Origin of the sequence: Arthrobacter sp. K5 (assembly GCF_040448525.1) — a bacterium.
Classification (GTDB): domain Bacteria; phylum Actinomycetota; class Actinomycetes; order Actinomycetales; family Micrococcaceae; genus Arthrobacter; species Arthrobacter globiformis.
Genome location: NZ_CP159279.1, coordinates 4181080 through 4202933, shown reverse-complemented (window position 1 = coordinate 4202933; position 21854 = coordinate 4181080). Strand labels below are relative to the sequence as shown.

The following is a 21854-nucleotide window of genomic DNA, read 5'->3' as shown; positions in this document are numbered from 1 at the left end:
AGCGGGAGCCTACTTACCCAGACCGGCCCGGCGCAGGGCTTCGGCCATGGCTGTATCCGCAGGAGCTGGCCGCTGGCCGGACTGCTTCGGCTGTCGCTTTGCGCTGTTGCGCTCTGCCGCAGCCTGGCCTGAATCACTCCCCTGGCGCGCCCCGGGCTTTCCGGCAGCCTGGCCGGGAGTACCCGTCCTGGTCCGGCCGCCGTCGCGGTTGCCGCCTGCTGAACGTTCGGCGGCGCGGCCGCCTTCCCGGTCCCGGTCGCCTCCGCCGCGTCCCCCAGCCGGGCGTCCCCCAGCCGGGCGTCCCCCGGCTGGGCGGCCGCCGGAAGGGGCCGGTTCGTCGTCGAGCCTTAGCGTGAGGGAGATGCGCTTCCGCTCCGGATCGGCCTCAAGCACCTTCACCCGAACCACCTGTCCGGACTTCACCACCTCGCGCGGATCGGCAACGAACCGGTTCGCGAGCGCCGACACGTGAACCAGCCCGTCCTGGTGGACCCCCAGATCCACGAACGCGCCGAAGGCAGCCACGTTGGTGACGGTTCCTTCGAGGACCATGCCAGGTTTCAGGTCGGAGATCTTTTCGATGCCCTCGGAGAACGACGCGGCCTTGAACGCCGGACGCGGATCGCGGCCCGGCTTCTCAAGTTCGGCAATGATGTCGCGCACGGTGGGGAGCCCGAACGTTCCATCGACAAAATCGGCAGGGTCCAGCCGTCCGGCGTCGGCCAGCGGAGCAAGACGGGCGGTGCCGCCGGAAGCGCCGGAAGTGCCGGACCCGCGAGAGGCGCCGGCGGCAGTCAGGATTTTGCGGGCCACCGAGTACGCCTCGGGGTGCACACTGGAGGCGTCCAGCGGCTCCGCTCCCCCGGTGATCCGCAGGAATCCGGCACACTGTTCGAAGGCCTTCGCTCCGAGCCGTGGCACCTTCTTCAGCTCGCTGCGCTTGGCGAACGGTCCGTGCTCGTTGCGGTACGCCACGATGTTCTCGCTCAGCAGCGGCCCGACGCCGGCCACCCGGCTCAGGAGCGCCGGCGACGCCGTGTTCACGTCCACGCCCACGGCGTTCACGCAGTCCTCCACCACGGCGTCCAGGCTGCGGTCCAGCTTCGCGGCCGTGACATCGTGCTGGTACTGCCCCACGCCGATCGATTTCGGATCGATCTTGACCAGCTCAGCCAGCGGATCCTGCAGGCGGCGGGCAATGGACACCGCGCCGCGCAGGGATACGTCCATGCCGGGGAGTTCGGCCGCGGCCAGGGCGGACGCCGAGTACACGGACGCACCTGCCTCGGATACCACCAGCTTCTGCGGCGCTACGGCCGCCCCGGAAGCGCTACCGGTGCCGGCACCTGCGGACAACTGCTTGATCAGTTCGGCCGCGAGCTTGTCCGTTTCGCGCGACGCCGTTCCGTTGCCGATGGCCACGAGTTCGACGGCGTGCTGCCGGGCCAGGCGGGTCAGCGTGGCCAGGGCTTCGTCCCACTTGCGCGCCGGTGCGTGCGGGTAGACGGTGTCCGTGGCCACCACTTTGCCGGTCTTGTCGACCACTGCCACCTTCACGCCCGTCCGCAGCCCGGGGTCCAGGCCAAGGGTGGAACGGTTTCCGGCCGGCGCCGCCAGCAGCACGTCGCGCAGGTTGGCGGCGAAAACGCGCACGGCTTCGTCTTCCGCGGCGGCGAACATCCGTCCCCGCAGGTCGGCCGTCAGCCGGGCAAGCACCCGGGAGCGCCATGCCACCTGGGCGGTTTGGAGCAGCCACGAGTCGGCGGGCCGGCCGCGGTCGGCAACCCCGAGGAACCGCGCCACGGCGGATTCGTAACGGTTGCGCGCGGCGGCGAGGGCGTCGTCGTCGGCAGGGTCCGCTTCGGTGAGGTCCAGCTCGAGCACCCCGTCCTTCTCACCGCGCAGCAGCGCCAGCACGCGGTGCGACGGCATTCCCGACGGTGCCTGCGAAAACTCGAAGTAGTCCGCGAACTTCTGCCCCTCGGATTCCTTGCCCTTCTTCACCCGGGACACCATCCGGCCCTGCGTCCATAGCCGCTCGCGCAGGTTCTCGGCAAGGTCGGCGTCCTGGGCCACGCGCTCCACGATGATGGCGCGGGCGCCGGCGAGCGCCGCAGCGGCGTCGTCGACGGCGTGGTCCGCGTTCAGGTACTTGGCCGCCTCGCGTTCGGGATCAAGTTCCGGGCGCTTGAGCAGGGCGTCCGCGAGCGGTTCCAGCCCGGCTTCGCGGGCGATCTGCGCCTTCGTGCGCCGCTTGGACTTGAAAGGCAGATAGATGTCCTCAAGCCGCGACTTCGTGTCCGCGGCCACGACGGCGGCCTGCAGTTCCGGGGTCAGCTTCCCCTGCGCGGCAATCGCCTCCAGGACTGTCCGACGGCGGTCCTCCAGTTCGCGGAGGTAGCGCAGGCGCTCATCGAGCTCGCGGAGCTGGCCGTCGTCGAGCGTCCCGGTGGCTTCCTTGCGGTAGCGGGCGATAAAGGGAACCGTCGACCCGCCGTCGAGCAGTTCCACAGCCGCCTTCACCTGCCACGCCTTCACGCTCAGCTCGGCGGCGATCTGTTCCGCTATTCGGGCTGCGACATCGTCCGTGCCCTGGCCGCCAGCCGGCGCGGGTGCGGGAGTGTCCTTCGGCTTTGTCCCGGCGGCGGAGGCAGGGCTGGGCGTGGGCGTGGCGGGGTGCTGCGGCTGTTGGGTCACCAGAACATTTTGCCCTACGCACCCGGATCGGGAGCGTTCAGGCGTCTGAGGGCCGACTAAACCGCACTACCCACAACGGCCCTTAAGTGGTGTAGTGACTTTATGCAGCGGAGGTCATCGACTTAGGCGGCGCATCATGCAGGAACTGCTCATCATTCTTCAGGACGGCTTCAACGATGATGAAGTCGCCATCACGGTCAACGGCAAGGAGGCCCGGTACGACCGCGAAGTCACCACCCGGGAGCTTTTGGGCATGGCCGAGGAAGTCTCCGTTGAACTGCCGGCAAAAGGCGCAACGGTGGGGGTTGAGGTCACCAGCCGCAATCTCAGTGCGGAAATGAAGCTCCACGGCAGGCCACGGAGCCTCCTGGTCTCCATTGAGGACGGGGAGCTCGTGCTCAGCGAAGGGACGGGCCGGGAGGCATTCCTTTAGTGCTCGCTGTCAGGAGCGCTCCGCGCCCGCCAGCGACAGCGCTTCGTCCAGCACTTTTCCGAAGTTCGCGGCGTCGTGCGCGAACCGGCCCAGGAACAGCCCCGACACCCCGTCCAGGGAGGGCAGCAGGCCTGGTTTCGCGGAGCCGCCATATATGACGGGCAATCCCTGCAGTCCGTGGGCACCAAGCAGCTCCCGCAGAATACGCACGACGGCGGACACGTACCCCGCGCTGGCGGGCTCGGCTGCTCCGATGGCCCAGACGGGTTCATAGGCGATGACCAGCCGGGCGGCGAGCCCCCAGTCGCCGCCGACCGCGGCCTCGATCTGTCCGCAGACAAACCGGGCGGCGCCTTCCGCGCCCGCCGTACTGTCGGCCTCGGCTGCTCCGGTACTTGGGGTGGTCTCCGTGCCGCGCGACTCCTCCCCCACGCACAGCAGCGGGGTGACGCCGGCGCCGTCGGCCGCCCTGACCTTGAGCGCGATCATGGCGTCGTCCTCGCCGAAGTGCCGCCGCCGTTCGGCGTGCCCGATCTCCACGAGTCCCACGCCCAGCTCGGCAAGCAGCGACGGCGAGAGCTCACCCGTCCACGGGCCGTCGGCCCAGCCGCAGTTCTGGGCACCCAGGACCAGCGGCGACCCGGCAATGATGTCCCCGGCCGCCGGAAGCATGGGGAAGGAGGGAATCACGAACGGAACCACCCGCCCGGCCGCGAGGGCCGGGCGGGTGTCCACCTGTTGGCGCAGTTCATCCAGCCAGCGCAGGCTGTCCCGGTAGCCCAGGTACATCTTGGTGCTGACGCCGACGAAAGTCGTGCCGGGGTCCTTGCTAGCCTGGCTGAGCTGGGTCACGGGGTTTCCTGCCTTCGCTGGAGGTACTGAGCGCCGGGGTTACTGCGCTTCTGTGCTTTTGCTGCTGACTACTTTTCCAGCAGTACTTCTTCTTGGGCAGTGCCTGCCTTCCCGGTGGCGCTGGTTTCGAGCAGGTCGTCGGCCTTGTTCTTGAACTTCCGCGTGCCGATCATCATCACCGCGGCGAGGAACGGCAGCACACCGAGTGCGTACACCCCCATGGTGCCGGTGTCCGAGGCGGTGACCTGGTTGACGGTGGTCCGCAGGATCGGAGCCACGAAGCCGCCCAGGTTGCCCAGCGAGTTGATGAGCCCAATGCCCGCCGCTGCGGCAGTTCCGGTGAGGAACGCCGTCGGATACGACCAGGCGATGGGGCCGATGGAGAGGAAGCTGCACACCGCGAGGGTGATGAACACGATGCCCAGCGCAGGCAGGTGGTTGGCGCCGGCCCAGGCGGAGCCGAAGATGCACAGGCCGGTGGAGATGAACAGGCCGGTTCCCCAGACGCGGCGGCGGATCACGGTGTTGGCGGCCTTGCCGATGAAATAGCAGGCGAAGATGCCGAAGAACCACGGGATGGCAGCCATGAGTCCGACGGCGAGGCCCACCTTCTGGCCGGTCAGCTGGGCGACCTGCTGGGGCAGGTAGAAGGTCACGCCGTACACGGCGATCTGGAGGCAGAAGTAGATGACCGTGAAGTACCAGACGCGGCCGTTCTTCATGGCTGCCAGGACACCGCGGGGGCCGGACTCTTCCTTGACGTTGTCCTCAAGGGCCATGACGTCCTGCAGCGCCTTCTTCTCGTCCTTGTTGAGGAACTTGGCGTCCTGCGGGCTGTTGATCAGGAAGAAGAAGGCGGCGATGCCCGCCAGCACGGCGAGCATGCCCTCAACGAAGAACATGACCTGCCAGCCCTGGACACCGGGAACCTGGTCGCCGATGTTGATCAGCCAGCCGGACAGCGGGGCGCCCATCATCTGGGAGAACGGCTGCGCCAGGTAGAAGATCGCGAACATCTTGACGCGGACCTTGTTCGGGAACCAGGCCGCGAGGAACATGATGACGCCGGGGAAGAGGCCGGCCTCAGTCACGCCCAGCAGGAACCTCAGGATCACAAAGGAGGTCTCGTCCTGCACGAAGGCGAAGCAGGCGGAGACGATGCCCCAGGTGACGGCGATACGTGCCAGCCACACCTTGGCGCCGAACTTGGTCAGGAGCAGGTTGCTGGGGATTTCGAAGAGTGCGTAGCCGATGAAGAAGATGCCGGCACCCAGCGCGTAGGCACCCGCGCTGACGCCCTTGTCGGCTTCGAGTGCGGCCTCGGCGAAGCCCACGTTGGTGCGGTCCAGGAAGGCCACGACGTACAGGATGACGAGCATCGGCATGAGCCGGAAGGACGCCTTGGAAATGGCCGATTTGAGAACCGGCGAGTCCAGCAGCTCCTTCGTGGTGGATGGGTTGGTGACAGTCATTCAAACTCCTCTTTGAGTAAAAGTGAGCAAATCAGGTGCCTGCGGGAAAACCTCAGAGTGAAAAGGCGATGAGCAGTACGCCCGCCAGGCTGGCGAGGACGCCGATGGCCAGGTAGATCTTGCGTTCTCTGGTCCACGAACTGATGCCCGCGGGGACCGCCTGTGCGGTTGCTCGCCGGGTGGAATTGGTGTTCCGGTTGGAAGCCATGGCCGGTCCTTTCTAGTGCATGTAGAGGCCGCCATCCACATTCAGCGTCTGGCCGGAGATGTATCCGGCGTCCTCGCTGATGAGGAAGGCGATGGCTGCTGCGATGTCGCGGGTGGAACCGACCCTGTTGACCACGAGGTCCTTGACCAGTTCGTCCTTGCGTTCCTGGCTCAGGGTGCCGCCCATGATGTCGGTGTCGATGGGGCCGGGTGAGATGGCGTTGACGGTGATGTCGTACTCCCCGAGTTCACGGGCCGTGGCGCGGGTCAGGCCGATCACGCCGGCCTTCGCCACGGAGTACGGGGTCTTGGAGAACGTCCCGCCGCCGCGCTGCGCGGAGACGGAGGAGATGTTCACGATGCGGCCGATCCGGTGCTTGGCCATGGATTCGGCGACGCGGCGGGTGGCGTAGTGGACGCCGTTGAGGTTGATGTTGAGCACGCGGTCCCATTCGGCGGCGTCGAGTTCCAGGTACGGGACGGGAGAGCTGACGCCGGCAACGTTGGCCAGGGCCACGATCTGGGGCAGCTCCGCCTCGATGGAGTCGATCGCTGCGCGGACCGATGCCTCGTCCGCGACGTTCGCGCCCACGCCGTGGGCCTTGACGCCGTACTGGCTGGCGATCTCCTTGGCCGTGGCCTGGCAGAGGGCGTCATCGAGGTCGATGATGCCGATGTTCCAGCCTAGTTCTGCCAGGTAGTTGGCGGTGGCCCGGCCGATGCCGCGCTCCGAGACCGCGCCGGTGACGATGGCTGTGCGCTCGGACGGAAAAGTACTCATGGATGTGCTCCTAAGTCGTGGGTGAAATGGGCAGCACAACAGAAGGGCAGCTGCCCGGGGCAGCGCCCAACTGCTGTGGTGCTCGGTTGATCAGTGCTTAGTTAGATGGCGCGCCTAGTTGATCGGCGCCGGGCCGAGTTCCTCGATGAGCTTCTGCATGGCGACGTAGGCCTTGTTGCGGTACGCGATCAGCTGGGGAGTGCGCTCGGCCGGGACGTTCAGGAAGCCTGCGCCAGTCTTGGTGCCGAGCTTGCCTGCCTCCACGAGGTCCGTGAGGATCTTCGGTGTGGCGAAGCGCTCCGGGAAGTCGGTCTGCAGCGACTTGTAGCAGAAGTTGTAGACGTCCAGGCCGGCCATGTCGGCGATGGCGAAGGGGCCGAAGAACGGCAGCCGGAAGCCGAAGGTGGTGCGGACCAGGGTGTCCACGTCCTCCGCCGTCGCGATGCCCTGCTCCACCAGCTGTGCGGCCTCGTGGAAGAGCGCGTACTGCAGGCGGTTCAGCACGAAGCCGGTGACGTCCTTGACCACGGCCGTCTGCTTGTTGGCGGAGTGGACCAGGTCGCGGACAGCGGCAACGGTCTCGGTGGAGGTGCCCTCGTGCGGGATGATCTCGACGCCGGGGATGAACGGCGACGGGTTGGAGAAGTGCACGCCGAGGAAGCGCTCCGGGTTGGCGACCGGCTGGGAGAGTTCGGCGATGGAGATCGTGGAGGTGTTGGAGCCGATGACGGCCTCCGGCCGGGCGGCGGCGCTGATGCGGGCCAGCGTCTCGTGCTTGATGCCGATGACCTCGGGCACCGCCTCCTCGATGAAGTCGGCGTCTGCCACGGCTTCCTCGATGTCCTTCGCGGCCCAGAGGTTCTGCTTGAGGATCTCGGTGGATCCCTCGGGGAACAGCCCGTCCGCCACGAACTGGTCGGACTCGGTGAGCAGGCGCTCGTAGTTCTTCTGTGCCACCTCGGCGGATACGTCGGCGAGGGCAACGCGGGCCCCGCCGAGGGCGAGGACCTGGGCGATGCCGCCGCCCATGTAGCCGGATCCGACGACGGCGAACTTGCGTGAGCTGGTGGGTGTTTCGGTCATGTTCGGTCGGCCTTCGTGTAGTCGGGTTCGTAGGAGCAGATGGCGTCCACCTTGGCGGCGGAGGAGGAGTTTTCGTCGAAGCGGTGCTCCAGCCATTCGCCCACGAGCTTCTTGGCAAGTTCCAGCCCAATGACGCGCTGGCCCATGGTGAGGACCTGGGCGTTGTTGCTGAGGACGGAGCGTTCCACGGAGTAGCTGTCGTGCGCCGTGACGGCGCGGATGCCGGGGACCTTGTTGGCGGCGATGGCCACGCCAAGGCCGGTGCCGCAGATCAGGAGTGCGCGGTCCGCTTCGCCTTCGGCCACCTTGCGGGCGGCTGCCACAGCCAGGTGCGGGTACGCGGTGGAGTCGTTGGCCGCGACGCCAATGTCCTCGACGGAGGCAACGCGGGGGTCCGCCTCCAGCAGGGCCTTCAGTGCTTCCTTGTATTCAACGCCGGCCTCATCGTTGCCGATGACAATGCGCCAGCCTTCTGTGTTGCTCATTCCGTTGCTCCGTTTCCGGCCGTCGAGGCCATGTGGGATGCGGCCGGTGTGGAATCGGCCGCATCAGATGCGAGGTAGGTGGCTACGCGTTCGGCGATCAGTCCGAAGGAGACTGCGCCGGGGTCCGGGTGGCCAAGGCTCTTTTCAGCCAGCGGGCGGGCGCGGCCCTTGAGCGGGCGCAGGTCCGCGGTCCGGCGGGCTGCTTCGTTCGCCGCGGCAGCGGCGGTGGTGAGGGCACCGGTGAGGGAGGCACCGCCGTCGAACGCGTCTTTGAACGCGTCCCGGAACGGCAGGAGGGCGTCAACCATGGTCTTGTCCCCCGGCTCTGCCTTGCCGAGTTCGGTGATGGCGTTGCTGAAGGCGGACACGGCGGCGGACGCGTCCCCGGCGGCATACGAATCCCGGTTGCCCAGCGCGAGGCCGGCGGCCATCACGGCCGTACCCCACAGCGCCCCCGACGTTCCGCCGGCGCGTTCGCTCCACGCCTCGCCGGCGGCGGTGAGCACGCGTTCAACCGAGGTTCCGGCTGCTGCATTCTGCTCGCCGGCCGCGGCAGCCGCATCAACGCCGCGGCGCATGCCGATGCCGTGGTCGCCGTCGCCGGCGATCGCGTCCAGGTCGCCAAGCTCCGCTTCATGCTCGACGACGACGTCCCGCACCTGGGCGAGGACGGCGGCTGCCAGCCGGCCCAGGTCAGCGGACGCCGGGGTGGCCTTTTCGGTCTCCTCGGCGGCTGTGTCTTCGGCGCTGGAGAGTTCGCGGCGGGCGCGCGGCGCGGTGTTGCCCTTGCGGAAGGCAGGGGTGTCGGCCGGCGCGGCCCAGAACTGTTCGAGTTCGTCGTCGAGCCACAGCAGGGTGAGCGAGAGTCCGGACATGTCCAGGCTGGTGACGAGTTCGCCGCACTCCGGTTCCACGACGGTCAGGTTGGCGGCGATGAGGAGCTTTTCGATCTTGCCGAAGAGGAGGAACAGCTCGTCATACTTGACCGTGCCCAGTCCGTTGACGATGGCAACCACGCGGTCACCGGCGTCGTCGGGTTTGTCCTCGAGAAGCCGGGAGACCAGCAACTCGGCGAGCTCGGACGCCGTGGGCATGGGGTGCTCGGAGATGCCCGGTTCGCCGTGGATGCCCAGGCCCAGCGACATCTGCCCGGCCGGGACGTGGAACAGCGGCTCGGACGCGCCGGGAAGGGTGCAGCCGTCAAAGGCGACGCCCAGCGAACGCGTGCGGTGGTTCGTCTTGATGGCGAGACGCTCCACCTCGTCCAAGCTCAGACCGGCCTCGGCCGCGGCGCCTGCGATCTTGAAGACCGTCAGGTCGCCGGCGATGCCGCGGCGCTTCTCGATCTGGTCCAGCGGCGCGCTGGCGATGTCGTCCGTGACCAGCACCGTGCGCGTCTCGATGCCTTCGGCGTTGAGCCGCAGCTGTGCCTGGCCGAAGTGCAGGACGTCCCCGGCGTAATTGCCGTAGCTCAGCAGCACGCCGCCACCCGCGTTTGCCGCCTTGGCCACGCGGTAGACCTGTCCGGCGGCCGGCGAGGCGAACATGTTGCCACACGCGGACCCGGCGGCCAGGCCAGGCCCGACCAGGCCGGCGAAGGCGGGGTAGTGTCCGGAGCCGCCGCCCACCACGAGGGCCACCTGGCCGGCGGGGATCTCGGTGGAGCGGACGACGCCGCCGTCCACGCGGGCAACGTATCCGCGGTTGGCGGCCACGAAGCCGTCCAGCGCCTCGTCTGCGAAATCAGCGGGATTGTCGAAGATCTGGGTCATGGTTCCTCATTGAATCCGGGTTGGTTGGTCGGTTCTGCTGCGCTGTCCTAATGTGCGACGGCGGCGGGCTGCTGACGGCCCTGCGCCACCTGGCTCTGGCCGAGGGCGTAGCCTTCCTTCTTGGGCAGCACGTGGCGGCGCAGGTAATCCTGGTTGCTGGCCGTCACGGAGAGGCCGTCGCCGCCGTAGTGCTCGGTGCAGAGGATGCCCTGGAAGCCCACAGAGAGGGCCACCTTAAACGCCTCGCGGTAGTTGATCAGGCCGCTTTCCATGGGGGCAGGCATGGCAACATACATGTCGCGTGCCACGTCCTCGTCACGGATGTAGTTCTTCATGTGCCAGTAGTTGGAGTACGGCAGGGTCTTGGCAACCATTTCCCGCCAGTCCTCGATCGGCCGGTGCAGGCGGATCAGGTTGCCCAGATCGGGGTTGAGGCCGACGTTGGACAGGCCGATGTCCTGGACGAACTGCACGGAGGAGTCCGCGGTGCCGATGTAGGTGTCCTCGTACATCTCGAGCGAGAGCAGGACGCCCACCTCTGCCGCGTGGCGGCCAAGTTCCTGGAAACGGGCGACGGCGTTATTCCAGGCGTCCTTGTCGCCGACCGGGTCCTTGTAGCCTTCGACGGTCCAGAACCAGAGCTGCTTCTGCTGTTCCGGGGTGATGGCCTGGTGCAGGCCGAAGGAAACCACTTCGCAGCCGAGTTCAGCGGCGGCGTCGATCGTGCGGTGGCTGTAGGCCAGGTTGTCCTCCCACTTGCCCTCCTGGATCACGCTCTGGCGGATGGCGGAGATGACCGGGATGCCGATGCCGACGCTGTCCGCGGTCTGCTTGAACTCGGCGAGGCGCTGCTTGCTGAGGTCGCCGGGACGGACCCAGCTGTCGGTGAGGTCGGCGTTGGCGAAGCCGGCTTCCTTGACCTCTGTGAAGACCTCCGCCCAGGCGGAGGCGTCAGCGTCGTTGATGTGGGTGCCTTGGGCGTCAACGCCCGGGAACTGCAGCAGTGCCGCGGTGATGGGCCAGTTGTCGGCGGTGTAAGCCATGGTGTTCACTCCTCGTGGATCCTGTTTCCTATAGGATTTACTATCTAGTAGGAGTTGTCAAGGTCACACCCACTTCCACTGCCAGCCACGATTGTTGGCCATCGAAGATCCTATAGGGGGGATGTCCGCGTGTGAAGGGCCCTCACTCTCGAGGCCCGATAGTCGTTGCACCTTCCACGCTACGCCTCACCCAACTAAGTAGCAGCAGAGGGCCTTCCCACGGCTGGGAACGCCCTCTGCTGCTACTTACTTGGGGTGTGTTGTCGCTACTGCGCGGGTGCCGCTACTCCTCCGGGGCGTCCGCCATGGCGCGCTCGCGGACCTTCTGGATGTGGGCCGCCATGGCGGCTTCGGCCTTCTCGGGGTCGCCGCTGGACAAAGCGTCCAGGACGGACTGGTGCTCGGCGATGGCATTCTCGGCGTCGGTGATCCCCACTCCCCCGAAAAGTCGGAAGCGTTGGACCTGTCCCCCGAGTGCAGCATAAGCGCCGACGAGGAACTGGTTGTCCGTCTGCTGGGCAATCAGCTGGTGGAATCGCTCGTCGGCCTCGAGGTAGTCCTTGTACTCGGCAAAGGACGGGCCGCGCGGCGCCGACTTCAGGTCGGTGACCGTTTGCTCAAGCTCGGCGAGACGATGCGGGTTCAGGCGCGCGCAGGCAAGCCGGGCGTTGACCGGCTCGATCGCGAGGCGGGCCTCCATGAGATCCGCAAAGTCCTCCCGGGTGAAAACCGGCGCCACGCGGTAACCCTTGAGCGCCACCCTGCGCACCATGCCGGTGTGTTCCAGCCGGGCCAATGCTTCGCGGACGGGGGTCGGGGAAACGTCCAGTTCGCGGGCAGTTCCGTCGATGCTGACGGCCGCCCCTGGTTCCAGCCGGCCGTCCATGAGCGAGGCCAGCAGCTCCTCGTAGACGTGGTCGGCCAGGACCTGGCGGCTGACAGTCCGGCCCGCTTTGCGCCCGGTCGGATCCTCGGGCCGGCTGCCGGCGCGGGTGCCGTTGGACGCTTTTTGCATGATCAGATCCTATAGGGACGCCTCAGGGAAGCATGGCACGCTTAGGCAGACGTTACGGCGCACACTTGACCTTGCCGCCGCTGCTGACGATGCCCAGGGTCCATTCTGCGGTGGCTTTCTGACCGTCCAAGAAGGTAGCGGTCACGCGAACTGTTATTGGGTTTGCGCCGGCGTTGGCAATGACGATGGGCGAGGTCTCGGTCAGCGTGAACGTCTGCGCGGTGAGGTCGGCGAGGTACTCGATGGCGACTGGGCTTTAGGTCCCGTTGGTCTGCCGGGCAATACTGAGCAGCGTGGGCGTCTGGGTAGAACTTACCGCGAGGGTCGCAGTCTTTTCGTTCGTGCTGGGCGTGCAGGCCAACGTTATTGTCGGGGAACCCCAGTTGGCAGCAGCGGAGACCGACGTCGTCGCCGTTGCTGACTGTTGCCACAGTGCGACGGCGGCCGCGCCGCCAATGCCCAGCAGCACCGTCAGCATGCAGGCGAAAAGCGCCAGCATGGCGCCGGGAACCTTGGCATGAACGACGTCGGGGGTTTTCATGCCGCTGCACCTGCTTCGCGGCGCCGGCTGCGGATGTGCCGGAAGATGAGCAGGGCACCGTAGCCGATGAGGCCGGCAGCACCCACCGACATCCAGAGGCCGCGGTCTGAGTTCCCCAGCGCGTTGGCCACGTAGCCCACATACGGGACGGCGTAGAAGAGCTTGCCCTTCACCTGCGGCTCGCGGACAGGATCGGGATCGGTGATGTCGTTGTTGTCACCCTTGGTGATGAGGGTCTTCTCCCCTGTTTGCGTGGTTCCAAAGCCAATGATGCGGTGAGACTCCACTGCAGGTTTTCCCGACTCCAGCTGGAACGTGATGACATCCCCGGACTTCAGTTCGCTGAAAGCGGCGGGCTTGACCACCAGGTAGGTGCCCGGCGAGTACTTGGGCGCCATCGAGTTCGTCAGCACCGCGTAGGTCTGGGAGCCTGTGGCCTTGGGTACCAGGATGAGCACCAGAGCAGCAAAAACCGCGACTATCAGCAGCACGAAGTTGACGGTTCTGCCTGCGGCCGCGAGCCACTGGACAGCTCGGCGGCCGCCGCGGAGGGAACTCTTGGAACCACCAGCCGCCGAACCGGCCCGGCCGGCCTCGCCGGAATCCGGACCGTCAGCCCGACCGGCAACTGCCAGGTCCGCCGTCGAAAGAATACTAGGCGCAGCCACTGGGCACCCCGCAGAGCTGCGTGGCGGAGAGGGGAATCGTGATGGTCACGGACTGTCCTTTCACGGTGGCTGGAGCGTTGGAGGCGAGCTTGACTTCAAAACACAGCGTTGTGCTGGCCAGTTTTGTGACGGCCACCGGCGCTAGTCCGGAAGCAGCGATGTTGGTGTAAGCCGTTGTGCCGCAGGCGGCGGCATTTGCCGCGAACTTAGCGCTGACAGTGAGATATTGCGCCAAATCCCCCGGCGCAACATTGCTCTTTGCGGCCGGGCCCGTGGCGACGTTGAGGTTGAACTGGCCTCCGGCGTCGGAACTGTTGGTAACTGCAACGTTGGAGTAGACAGCGCTTCCCGGCGTCAGCGAACCGGACGGATTTACTGACACGATTGCCGACTGTCCCCCTGCCAGGGTCATGTTGGTCGACGGCGTTGAGGGTCCCGAGAGGTTCACGTCGAACGAGGCTGATGTCACGGTTCCGGGTGCCGCGGAGGCAGCAGCAGACCAGAGTGCGTAGCTGCCCTGAACGGTCAGGAGGCCCAGGAGCACTGCCGCGGCGACAACTGCCGCGGCCCGCAGGTGGCGCGGGATGCCCATGGTTCCTCCTGACCCTCATTCGATAACTGCCGACGTTTGGACTTCCGGCCGCCCCAAGCGACGGCCGGAAGCGGCTTAGGACAGACCCGTCTGAGTGATCTGGTTTAGGGTGAAGGAAACCTCATTGAAGTCGTATTCCGCAGTCACGTCGTCGCGGTCTGCTGTGGCCCACTTGAATTCGAAGGTAATTTTGGCGGTGACCTTCTGGCTGGTCTTCAACGGGTTCGTAACCTCCGTACCCAAACCCGTTTCACCAACGGTCAGGACCGGGTCGGTGACAGCGACGTTGGCTTCGGTAAAGCCGTTATCCGGTGTAGCTCCCTCGGCGGCAACCTCGGCGGCCATCTTGTCGCCGGTCAGGGTCACGTCCAGAACCTGGGTGTAGGTGAGCTTGTCGCCGGGGACAACCTTGTAGTTGGCGATGTTGGTGATCGTGGCGCCGTTGTGGTCCGTCCAGACTCCTGTATTTGCCACGACGACGTTCAGGTCACCGGCGACGACGGTGCCAGGGGTGGCGGATTGGGATGCGTTCCAGGAGGCCAGGGTGCCGCCGCCGCCCAGGAGCAGTGCAGCGCCAACGGCGATGGCGGCGGTTCCCTTGATCAGTGCGCTGTTCTTCACGATGAGACCCTTCGGGGTAAATGCTGAGTGGATTTCCTGCTGGACAAAACAATGCAGGGGCTAACTCAGGACTCCATGCGATAAAGGGTCAAGTTTCACTCAAGAAAAAACGCCTGGTTAAGCCACAGGAACCGCCCGGCGAACGGGCGGTTCCTGTGGCTTCTTACGAAGGCTCGAGCTGGAGCAGTACGAGCTTAGGCCGGCTGGTACACCGGGTAGTCGGTGTAACCCTGCGCGCCCTCGCCGTAGAACGTGGACTGGTCCGGTTCGTTCAGCGGCAGGCCTTCACGCCAGCGGCGGGCAAGGTCCGGGTTGGCGATGGCGGGGCGGCCCACGACGACGGCGTCCGCGTGGCCGTCAGCCACGAGCGCCAGAGCTTCCTCGCGTGTGGTGATGACGCCGAAGCCGGTGTTGACCAGGAACGTGCCGTTGAAGCGCGACCGCAGGTCCTGCACCAGATCGCCGGTCGGGTCGGCGTGCAGGATGCTCAGGTAGGCCAGGTCCAGCGGGGCGATGGAGTTGACCAGCACCTCGTAAGTTGCCCGGACGTCGGCGGCGTTGGTCTCTTCGATGCCCTGGACGTTGTGTTCGGGCGAGATGCGGATTCCGACGCGGTTGGCGCCGAGCGCCTCCACGACGGCGTTCACCGTCTCAATGACGAAGCGGGCGCGGTTCTCGGGCGAACCGCCGTAGCTGTCGGTGCGGACATTGGTGTTGGGCGCCAGGAACTCGTGGAGAAGGTAACCGTTGGCGGAGTGCAGCTCCACGCCGTCGAACCCTGCCTCAATAGCGTTGCGCGACGCCGTGACGATCTCCTCCCGGACAATAGGCAGCTCGTCAATGGAGAGCTCGTGCGGGACGGGGTGCGCCTGCTTGCCTTTGTAGGTCCGCGTTTCACCTTCGACGGCAATGGCGCTGGGGGCCACGACGCGGTGGCCGCCGTTGATGTCCTCATGCGAGACGCGGCCACCGTGCATGATCTGGGCGAATATACGGCCACCCTCGGCGTGGACGGCGTCGGTGACCTTCTTCCAGCCGGCGATCTGCTCGGGGGTCACCAGCCCGGGCTGTCCCGGGTAGGAGCGGCCGGCCTGGCTGGGGTAGGTTCCCTCGCTGACGATCAGGCCGAGCGAGGCACGCTGGCGGTAATGCTCCGCCACCAGGGGGCCGGGGACGCCTTCCACGCCGTTGCGAAGACGGGTCAGCGGGGCCATGACGAGGCGGTTGGAAAGTTCGAGCTCGCCGAGTGTCAGCGGGGAAAACAGCATGCGGAGTTCCTTTCAGAATGCATCAGGTTCACCAGCTCTAACTGCCTAGCGCGTGCAACTATTCCGGGTGTGTCCGAGTTCACCGTCCCAAGCACCTCAGGCATGGCGACGGCGGCACCGCAGTTGGGTGCCGCCGTCGGACATTTCTGCTGATTGGCCCGTTCCCCTAGGGGTGAACGATGATTTTGACCGCGGTGTCGTTGTGGTTGATCAGGGTGTCGAATCCCTTGTCCACGAGGTCGTCCAATGCTATTCGTCCCGTGATGAAGGGTTTCAGATCCACCTTTCCGTCCTGGACCAGTTTGATGGCTGCGGCATGATCCCCCTTGTAAGCGATGGTGCCGCGAAGATCGATTTCCTTGAGCACCACCTTCTGCATGTCCACGGTGGCTGGGCGGCCCCAGATGGAAACGTTGACTACAACCCCCGCTGGCCTCACCACGTCGAGCATGCTGTCCAGCACCGCATTGACGCCGGCACACTCGAAGGCGGCGTCGGCTCCTTCCCCGGCGGTCAGTTCCAGCACCCGTGCTTTCACGTCCTCTTGGCTCGGATCGATGACATGGTGTGCGACGCCCGATGAGGCCGCTTTGTCCTTGCGGGCGGCGGACAGTTCCGTGACGATCGTTGTGATGCCGAGGCCCTTCAGGACGGCGGCCGTCAGTAGGCCGATGGGCCCGGCACCGCCGACGACGGCGACGCTCCCGGCAGTTAGGCCGCTGCGGCTGACTGCGTGGTACGCCACGGCCAAGGGCTCGATCAGCGCAGCTTCCTCCAGCGGAATGGAGCCCACGGGATGGACCCAGCGCGAGTCGACCACGATTATTTCGCTGAGGCCACCCCCGCCGCCGCCCAGGCCGATGAACCCCATGCGGGTACAGAGGTTGTAGTTTCCGGCCCGGCAGGGCCCGCATTCATCACAGACGAAGTAGGGCTCAACCACCACGCTGTCGCCAACCGACAGCCCGGACACCCCCTCCCCCAGTTGCGCGACGGTTCCCGAGAACTCATGGCCCATGGTGACGGGCGCCGCTTCACCCGTGAGCGGATGCGGATGTCCGGGCGACGGGATGAAGATGGGGCCCTCAAGGAATTCATGCAGGTCGGTGCCGCAGATGCCGCACCAGGCGACGGCGATTTTGACCGCGCCTGGGCGCAGCTCCGGCTCCGGAATGTCCTCGATCCGAATGTCGCGCTGGCCGTGAAAACGTGCCGCTTTCATGACGTGCTCCTTTTAGCGGGTGTGGTGGGAGGGCTGCAGCTCGTACACCGGGGTGGGCAAGCCTTCCATGCGCGCCTTGAGCTGCAGCGCCAGATAGCTGGAGTAGTGCCGGCTTTGGTGCAGGTTTCCGCCGTGGATCCAGAGGTTTTCGACGTTGGTGGGCTTCCACATGTTGCGCAGTTCCCCTTCCCATGGACCCGGATCCTTGGGGGTGTCAGACCCGAAGCCCCAGCATTTTCCGACCGTGTCTGCCACCTCGGGCGACACCAGGTCGGCAAGCCAACCGTTCATCGAACCGTAGCCGGTGGCGTAGATGATCACGTCAGCTTCCAGCTCCGTGCCGTTGTCCATGACGACGGCGTTGCCCGTGATTTTGCTGACCTGGCCGTTGGCGAGTTTCACCCTGCCGTCGATGATCAGCTGCGAGGCGCCGACGTCGATGTAGTAGCCGGAGCCACGCCGCAAGTATTTCAGGAAGAGGCCTGAGCCGTCCACGCCAAAATCAAGGTCGAAGCCGGCCGCCTCGAGCTGGGAGTAGAACTCGGCATCGCGCGTTGCCATCTCCTGGTAGACGGGGATCTGGGCTTCCGGCAGGATCCGGTACGGCAGCGAGGCGAACAGCAGGTCGGCTTTCTCGGTCGTGACGCCGTTGGCGAGCGCCTTCTCCGAGTAAAGGTCGCCGAGTGCAAGGTCCATGAGCGACTCGCTGCGGGCGATGTGTGTGGAGGAGCGCTGGACCATGGTGACGTCGGCGCCGTGTTCCCAGAGGTCGGCGCAGATGTCGTGGGCCGAGTTGTTGGACCCGATCACCACAGCTTTCTTGCCCGTCCAGTCCCCGCCGCCCGGGTGCTTGGAGGAGTGGTACTGCTCCCCCAGGAACGTCTCGGCGCCGTCGAACTTTGGAACGTTCGGGTAGCCGGAAACGCCCAGCGCGAAGACGAGCTGCTTCGGGCGCAGGATGACCGGTTCGCCGTCGCGGATCACGCTGACTTCCCACTCGCTCCGGTCCTCGTTCCAGCGTGCGTTGGTGCATTCGGTGCTGGACCAGTAGTTAAGCTCCATGATCCGGGTGTAGTACTCCAGCCAGTCGCCGATCTTGTCCTTGGCGGCGAAGACGGGCCAGTCGTCGGGGAACTTCAGGTACGGCAGGTGGTCGTACCAGACGGGGTCGTGCAGGTGCAGGGACTTGTAGCGGTTCCGCCACGAGTCACCCGGCCGCGCGTTCTTCTCGATGACGATAGTGGGAACGCCAAGCCGGCGCAGCCGTGCCCCAAGTCCGATGCCGCCCTGGCCGCCGCCGATGATAACGGTGTAGGGCTGCTCCTCGTGGCCAAGCTTGGCAGCCTGCTCCTCCTTCAGCTCAAGCCAGGACCGTCGGCCTTTTTCGATGCTGTGGGCCACGCCCTGCTCACGGTTGGGGCCTTTCTTCTCCTCGAATCCCTTGAGTTCCTGCATCGTGGTGAGCAGGGTCCAGCACTTGCCGTTGCGAAGCCGCAGATGGGCGTAGCCGCGGGCCTGCGCAGTCTCGAATGTCACCCAGGCCTCGGTGCTGGCAGCGTCGCCGGTGGCGTCCTCGGCGAGCGCCCAGTTATGCGGCCCGACGTCGTCGAGGGTCGCATCGAGCATTCGCCTGATGCTGTCCTTGCCTTCCATGGTCTTGAGGTTCCAGGTGAAGGACACGAAGTCGCGCCAATACGATTCTTCGTCGAACAACTCGAGCGCGGCGTCGGTGTCCTTCGTGCGCAGCGCCTCGTCGAACTGCTCCAGCCAGCCGGCGACGATGCCGTTTGGTGTCTCGGGCATGATTCCTCTTTCCTTTGATGACCCGGCCGTGTATTGGCCTGGTGCCACGTTGCTGATGCCGGGGCAGCCACACCGCCGCCTCCGTGACCCGCATCACAAGTAGAAGCCGCGGAGGGTTACAATCGGGTTGCACGTTTTTCGTCCTGTGATGGGGGCAGGGCACGATTCAATGGCGAGTTGAGAGGACGGGTATGCCGAAGTCCGATGCTGCCGCCCAGGCGCGCGACCTCCGCTTTACTTCACCCCTCGAGTACGCCCGGGCGCTGCGGCAGGCCCATGAAGCCACCATTTCCGGACGCCCGGATCCGTACATCGCTCCGTCACTCGTGAGCGCTTGGCAGCGGTCCCTGGCGCTGGGCATTGATCCAGACCGGCACCGCCCTGTCCACCGCCACGACGTCAGCGAAGCCCGTCGGCTGGGCGCCGACCACCGCCTGGCAGCTGTGATTCCGGCACTGTCCCAGTTGATTGCCGACGAGACGACGGATGGGCGGCATCTCCTCATTGTCACGGACCACCTCGGCGAGGTTCTTTGGCGAATCGGCAGCCGGCGCGCTCTTCGGCAGGCGGATTCCTTGGAGTTCGTGGAGGGCGCCGACTGGTCTGAGTCCGGAGTGGGAACCAACGCCATCAGCGAGGCCCTGGTCACCGGCACCCCGGCCCAGCTGTTCTCCGCGGGACACCTCGTTCGCACGCACCATGACTGGGCCTGCACCGCGGCACCGATCCGGGATCCGTTCACGGGCGACGTCCTGGGCGTCCTGGATGTCTCCGGCCCGATCGAATCCGTGACGCCGGACAGCCTGCGCATGGTGCGGTGCGGTGTCCGGCTGGCCGAAGAACTGCTGAAGTCTACGGGCGCGCCAGCGATCGGTGCAGTGCCCGGGCGGAGAGGCCTGGTTCCGGCAGCACAAGCCAACCGCACGCCCCATACGTTGACCCTGCGGATACTGGGTGACAGGCCCACTGCAGAGGTCGACGGCGGTGCGTCGCGTGCGCTGACACTACGCCGTGCCGAAATCCTGGCGATGCTCGCCTCCCGGTCCAGTGGCTGGAGCGCTGAAGAACTGGCGTACGAGCTGTATGGCGAGGACGGTGCCGCCGCATCGGTGCGGACTGAGATGCACCGGATTCGCGGGCTACTTGGGAACGTTGTTGAACCCAATCCGTACCGGTTCACTGCGGAGGTGAACGTTGAGACCGACGCGTCGATCGTTACCGCCCACCTGCGTGCGGGGCGCGTGGCCGATGCGTTGGCGTTGTATCCAGCGAAGCTCCTGACCCGTTCGGCCAACTTCGCCATTGAACTTATGCGCGATGAACTCAACGAGGCCGTCGGTGCCTCGGTGCGCGCCAGCGGTGAAGCCGATCTGGTCCTGCAGTGGTGCTCCACGGACATGGGTGCCGCCGATTCCGCCGCTGCTGCGGTGGTTGAGCAAGTGGTCGGTGCGGCTGATCCGCGCTTGCAATTGCTGCGGGCCAGGACGGCACGGTTGGACCGGGAACTGCGGGCGTAAGGCCGGCGGCGCTGTTCTAACGGTTCCCCGGAGCACCCCCTGGACAGCCTTCACCTTGCGGGTTGGTGTTGCAGTCGTCGGCATAATTGCGGGTGACCGAACGCCACACGCTCACAGTCTGGGGCGGAGAACTGAACTGACCCTGGTTGGGGATTGGCAGGTTCGGCCCGCCGTTCACGGAGTAGGTGCCCTGGAAGTACGTGGTGAGGACGACGTTGAAGTCGCCGGTCGCAGCGTAGGCGTGGCTGGTCCGGGTCTTCTCACCCCAGCGGTCCTGCGGGAGCGGGCCGCCCATGGTGGTCGTGGGGCCGAGCGACGTGCCGTCGCCGTAGTCCCACCGGTACTGGACGGGCTTGGCGATGATGTGAATTTTCTGGGCCAGGATGGTGATGTCGAACGGCTGCTCTGCGGCTTTGGCGTAGAAGTTGGTCTCGGCACCACGGAGAGTGTGCGGACTGGGCTGCGCGGTTAGGGTTCCCGGGACGACGGGAAGCCTATCGAACGCCCTCTGGATAAGAGCGGCGATCCGGGGCAGAAGGTCCTCGGGATTCCTGTCATAGAGGCACGTCGGACCGCCGCCATTGCCTTGCCAGTCCGTCCAAGTAGGATTCTCTAACTCCCTTGGGGCAACCTTCCAAATCACCGGAACGCCGGGCTTACCATCGGCTCTCGGGGGACACACGCGTTGCTTCGCCAAGCAGTCAATTGCCAAGTTGCCGTCGTCCACTTGGCACTGCGGAAAGGCGTTGTATTGGTTGGGGTCGTTGTTGACGTAGCCGGGTGGGGCGGGAACAAACTCTCCGGAATCCTCGTCGCGGACCCAGTTGGTTGCGTTGACATCAATGCCAGTATCTTCGAACCCGACGATCGGAGTTCCATGAGCGTAGGCCGCGGCACCGATGTGAGTCAGAGCCACGAGCAACAGAAACGCGGCCAGACAGTTCCGCCTCACGAGCCTCATCGTCAGCGAATCAGACCGAGATCAATCACGGTCCAACCCGACGAATCGAATCTAACCACGGCCAGCGATCCGGTATTCGTTTGCTTGGTCACGTCAGGGAAGGGCTTCCCATCCGTTTTGTAGATCGTGATCTCCTGTTGAATTACTTGAACTGTCGCTTGCTGCGACGTCGCGCCTTCTTTGTATAACCCCCTCACTGACGGAGTCTGGATTTTTCCTCCAACGATCCATTGTTTGCCTTGCCACGCATTTTTAATGTTGTCCCGGAGCCCATTGCAAAACCGGCAGTCAGGTCTACTCCTTGCTTCCATCAACTTCGTATTGCCAGTCTCATAGGCGTAGGAGAGGGCTTGAAACCAATACTTCGTAAACGCCTCCAGCCCCTCTTTCGTGTTCTTATCGGCCAGAGCTGGCTTCATCGGCACCGGAACATTCTGCGCTCTCCCCTTCGCGTCGGCCGGCTTGTAAGCCGGCGTCGGCTTGGGAGAGGGAGTGGCGCTTGGCTTGGCGGATGCCGAACCGGAACCAGACGCGGCTGGCGAGGCGACGGCAGTGGCAGTTGGACCGGTCTGGGGATCTCCGCCATCGCTGCAGCCGGCGAGCGCAAGGACGGACACAGCGACCGCGGAAATGACAGGCAGACGGAGGCGTTCAGAAATGCAGGTACGAGAAGTCATGCGCTAATCCCCCCGGATAGGTTTCAAGACATCTGTGTCCAAACAATGATTAAAGGGTAACCGAGGTCACACGTTTCGGCTCAAAGTTATCCACAGCCAAAATTCCGAAAGCACAAGGCACTACGACCACACAAAGCGGGCCCG

The 21854-nt window shown here is 65.5% G+C and carries 21 protein-coding genes; 2 read left to right on the top strand and 19 right to left on the bottom strand.

The features are described from left to right. Positions 1 to 9: 9 nt before the first annotated feature. On the bottom strand, positions 10 to 2568 hold the full coding sequence (locus tag ABRP34_RS19175) for a Tex family protein (protein WP_353713412.1): 2559 nt from the start codon (positions 2566 to 2568) through the stop codon (positions 10 to 12). Between the two features lie 265 nt (positions 2569 to 2833). Between ABRP34_RS19175 and ABRP34_RS19170 the strand changes: the two genes are divergently transcribed. Further along, entirely contained in the window at positions 2834 to 3130 is a 297-nt protein-coding gene (locus tag ABRP34_RS19170; RefSeq protein ID WP_003804518.1) for a hypothetical protein, read from the top strand. 9 nt (positions 3131 to 3139) lie between these two features. On the opposite strand, the gene ABRP34_RS19165 is transcribed toward ABRP34_RS19170, so the two are convergent. The 16 genes from ABRP34_RS19165 to ABRP34_RS19090 all read right to left on the bottom strand — a co-directional run bounded on the left by ABRP34_RS19165 (position 3140) and on the right by ABRP34_RS19090 (position 18555). Further along, positions 3140 to 3919, bottom strand: coding sequence for a triose-phosphate isomerase family protein (locus ABRP34_RS19165; protein ID WP_353713411.1), 780 nt, complete (start codon positions 3917 to 3919; stop codon positions 3140 to 3142). 131 nt (positions 3920 to 4050) lie between these two features. After that, positions 4051 to 5454: an MFS transporter gene (locus ABRP34_RS19160; protein ID WP_353711367.1), complete on the bottom strand. Its 1404-nt coding sequence runs from the start codon at positions 5452 to 5454 to the stop codon at positions 4051 to 4053. A 52-nt stretch (positions 5455 to 5506) separates the two neighbouring features. Further along, positions 5507 to 5662 carry a hypothetical protein gene (locus tag ABRP34_RS19155; protein ID WP_003804521.1) on the bottom strand — a complete coding sequence of 52 codons (156 nt, stop codon included), beginning with the start codon at positions 5660 to 5662 and terminating at the stop codon, positions 5507 to 5509. A 12-nt stretch (positions 5663 to 5674) separates the two neighbouring features. Continuing rightward, positions 5675 to 6442 carry an SDR family oxidoreductase gene (locus ABRP34_RS19150; RefSeq protein WP_353711366.1) on the bottom strand — a complete coding sequence of 256 codons (768 nt, stop codon included), beginning with the start codon at positions 6440 to 6442 and terminating at the stop codon, positions 5675 to 5677. A 114-nt stretch (positions 6443 to 6556) separates the two neighbouring features. Further along, positions 6557 to 7525, bottom strand: coding sequence for a 3-hydroxyacyl-CoA dehydrogenase family protein (locus tag ABRP34_RS19145; protein WP_353711365.1), 969 nt, complete (start codon positions 7523 to 7525; stop codon positions 6557 to 6559). Then, positions 7522 to 8010, bottom strand: coding sequence for a ribose-5-phosphate isomerase (locus tag ABRP34_RS19140; RefSeq protein ID WP_353711364.1), 489 nt, complete (start codon positions 8008 to 8010; stop codon positions 7522 to 7524). Before ABRP34_RS19140 ends, ABRP34_RS19145 begins: the two co-directional genes overlap by 4 nt. Next, the gene (dhaL, locus tag ABRP34_RS19135; protein ID WP_353711363.1) at positions 8007 to 9782 is read right to left on the bottom strand and encodes a dihydroxyacetone kinase subunit DhaL; all 1776 of its coding nucleotides are present in this window, start codon (positions 9780 to 9782) and stop codon (positions 8007 to 8009) included. The genes ABRP34_RS19140 and dhaL overlap by 4 nt, the downstream gene beginning before the upstream one ends. Positions 9783 to 9829: 47 nt before the next feature. After that, complete coding sequence (locus tag ABRP34_RS19130) at positions 9830 to 10825, bottom strand: sugar phosphate isomerase/epimerase family protein (RefSeq protein ID WP_353711362.1); 996 nt, start codon at positions 10823 to 10825, stop codon at positions 9830 to 9832. A gap of 283 nt (positions 10826 to 11108) precedes the next feature. Then, on the bottom strand, positions 11109 to 11840 hold the full coding sequence (locus ABRP34_RS19125; protein WP_353711361.1) for a GntR family transcriptional regulator: 732 nt from the start codon (positions 11838 to 11840) through the stop codon (positions 11109 to 11111). A 256-nt stretch (positions 11841 to 12096) separates the two neighbouring features. Beyond that, complete coding sequence (locus ABRP34_RS19120; protein ID WP_353711360.1) at positions 12097 to 12381, bottom strand: hypothetical protein; 285 nt, start codon at positions 12379 to 12381, stop codon at positions 12097 to 12099. Continuing rightward, positions 12378 to 13049, bottom strand: a complete 672-nt coding sequence (locus tag ABRP34_RS19115; protein WP_353711359.1) for a signal peptidase I — start codon at positions 13047 to 13049, stop codon at positions 12378 to 12380. Before ABRP34_RS19115 ends, ABRP34_RS19120 begins: the two co-directional genes overlap by 4 nt. After that, positions 13036 to 13641, bottom strand: coding sequence for a hypothetical protein (locus tag ABRP34_RS19110; RefSeq protein WP_353711358.1), 606 nt, complete (start codon positions 13639 to 13641; stop codon positions 13036 to 13038). Before ABRP34_RS19110 ends, ABRP34_RS19115 begins: the two co-directional genes overlap by 14 nt. Positions 13642 to 13716: 75 nt before the next feature. After that, positions 13717 to 14262 (bottom strand): alternate-type signal peptide domain-containing protein, encoded by a 546-nt coding sequence (locus tag ABRP34_RS19105; RefSeq protein ID WP_353711357.1) that lies wholly within the window; start codon positions 14260 to 14262, stop codon positions 13717 to 13719. A 194-nt stretch (positions 14263 to 14456) separates the two neighbouring features. Then, the gene (locus tag ABRP34_RS19100; protein WP_353711356.1) at positions 14457 to 15530 is read right to left on the bottom strand and encodes an alkene reductase; all 1074 of its coding nucleotides are present in this window, start codon (positions 15528 to 15530) and stop codon (positions 14457 to 14459) included. A 166-nt stretch (positions 15531 to 15696) separates the two neighbouring features. Beyond that, a complete protein-coding gene (locus ABRP34_RS19095) occupies positions 15697 to 16752 on the bottom strand; it encodes a 2,3-butanediol dehydrogenase (RefSeq protein WP_353711355.1) in 1056 nt (351 codons plus the stop codon). 12 nt (positions 16753 to 16764) lie between these two features. Then, positions 16765 to 18555 carry an NAD(P)/FAD-dependent oxidoreductase gene (locus tag ABRP34_RS19090; RefSeq protein WP_353711354.1) on the bottom strand — a complete coding sequence of 597 codons (1791 nt, stop codon included), beginning with the start codon at positions 18553 to 18555 and terminating at the stop codon, positions 16765 to 16767. Between the two features lie 191 nt (positions 18556 to 18746). On the opposite strand from ABRP34_RS19090, the gene ABRP34_RS19085 reads away from it, so the two are divergent. Further along, entirely contained in the window at positions 18747 to 20072 is a 1326-nt protein-coding gene (locus ABRP34_RS19085; protein ID WP_353711353.1) for a GAF domain-containing protein, read from the top strand. Positions 20073 to 20088: 16 nt separating this feature from the next. On the opposite strand, the gene ABRP34_RS19080 is transcribed toward ABRP34_RS19085, so the two are convergent. Both ABRP34_RS19080 and ABRP34_RS19075 read right to left on the bottom strand, forming a co-directional pair. Further along, on the bottom strand, positions 20089 to 21033 hold the full coding sequence (locus ABRP34_RS19080; RefSeq protein WP_353711352.1) for a hypothetical protein: 945 nt from the start codon (positions 21031 to 21033) through the stop codon (positions 20089 to 20091). 2 nt (positions 21034 to 21035) lie between these two features. Then, complete coding sequence (locus tag ABRP34_RS19075) at positions 21036 to 21710, bottom strand: DUF6318 family protein (RefSeq protein ID WP_353711351.1); 675 nt, start codon at positions 21708 to 21710, stop codon at positions 21036 to 21038. Positions 21711 to 21854: the final 144 nt, after the last annotated feature.

Excerpts from the sequence above, each read along its gene's own strand:
- ABRP34_RS19145 (WP_353711365.1), bottom strand. The coding sequence starts at position 7,525 with ATGACCGAAACACCCACCAGCTCACGCAAGTTCGCCGTCGTCGGATCC.
- ABRP34_RS19095 (WP_353711355.1), bottom strand. The coding sequence starts at position 16,752 with ATGAAAGCGGCACGTTTTCACGGCCAGCGCGACATTCGGATCGAGGAC.
- ABRP34_RS19125 (WP_353711361.1), bottom strand. The coding sequence starts at position 11,840 with ATGCAAAAAGCGTCCAACGGCACCCGCGCCGGCAGCCGGCCCGAGGAT.
- dhaL (WP_353711363.1), bottom strand. The coding sequence starts at position 9,782 with ATGACCCAGATCTTCGACAATCCCGCTGATTTCGCAGACGAGGCGCTG.
- ABRP34_RS19110 (WP_353711358.1), bottom strand. The coding sequence starts at position 13,641 with ATGGGCATCCCGCGCCACCTGCGGGCCGCGGCAGTTGTCGCCGCGGCA.
- ABRP34_RS19080 (WP_353711352.1), bottom strand. The coding sequence starts at position 21,033 with ATGAGGCTCGTGAGGCGGAACTGTCTGGCCGCGTTTCTGTTGCTCGTG.
- ABRP34_RS19085 (WP_353711353.1), top strand. The coding sequence starts at position 18,747 with ATGCCGAAGTCCGATGCTGCCGCCCAGGCGCGCGACCTCCGCTTTACT.
- ABRP34_RS19075 (WP_353711351.1), bottom strand. The coding sequence starts at position 21,710 with ATGACTTCTCGTACCTGCATTTCTGAACGCCTCCGTCTGCCTGTCATT.
- ABRP34_RS19150 (WP_353711366.1), bottom strand. The coding sequence starts at position 6,442 with ATGAGTACTTTTCCGTCCGAGCGCACAGCCATCGTCACCGGCGCGGTC.
- ABRP34_RS19160 (WP_353711367.1), bottom strand. The coding sequence starts at position 5,454 with ATGACTGTCACCAACCCATCCACCACGAAGGAGCTGCTGGACTCGCCG.
- ABRP34_RS19165 (WP_353713411.1), bottom strand. The coding sequence starts at position 3,919 with ATGTACCTGGGCTACCGGGACAGCCTGCGCTGGCTGGATGAACTGCGC.
- ABRP34_RS19130 (WP_353711362.1), bottom strand. The coding sequence starts at position 10,825 with ATGGCTTACACCGCCGACAACTGGCCCATCACCGCGGCACTGCTGCAG.
- ABRP34_RS19090 (WP_353711354.1), bottom strand. The coding sequence starts at position 18,555 with ATGCCCGAGACACCAAACGGCATCGTCGCCGGCTGGCTGGAGCAGTTC.
- ABRP34_RS19100 (WP_353711356.1), bottom strand. The coding sequence starts at position 15,530 with ATGCTGTTTTCCCCGCTGACACTCGGCGAGCTCGAACTTTCCAACCGC.
- ABRP34_RS19140 (WP_353711364.1), bottom strand. The coding sequence starts at position 8,010 with ATGAGCAACACAGAAGGCTGGCGCATTGTCATCGGCAACGATGAGGCC.
- ABRP34_RS19170 (WP_003804518.1), top strand. The coding sequence starts at position 2,834 with ATGCAGGAACTGCTCATCATTCTTCAGGACGGCTTCAACGATGATGAA.
- ABRP34_RS19120 (WP_353711360.1), bottom strand. The coding sequence starts at position 12,381 with ATGAAAACCCCCGACGTCGTTCATGCCAAGGTTCCCGGCGCCATGCTG.
- ABRP34_RS19155 (WP_003804521.1), bottom strand. The coding sequence starts at position 5,662 with ATGGCTTCCAACCGGAACACCAATTCCACCCGGCGAGCAACCGCACAG.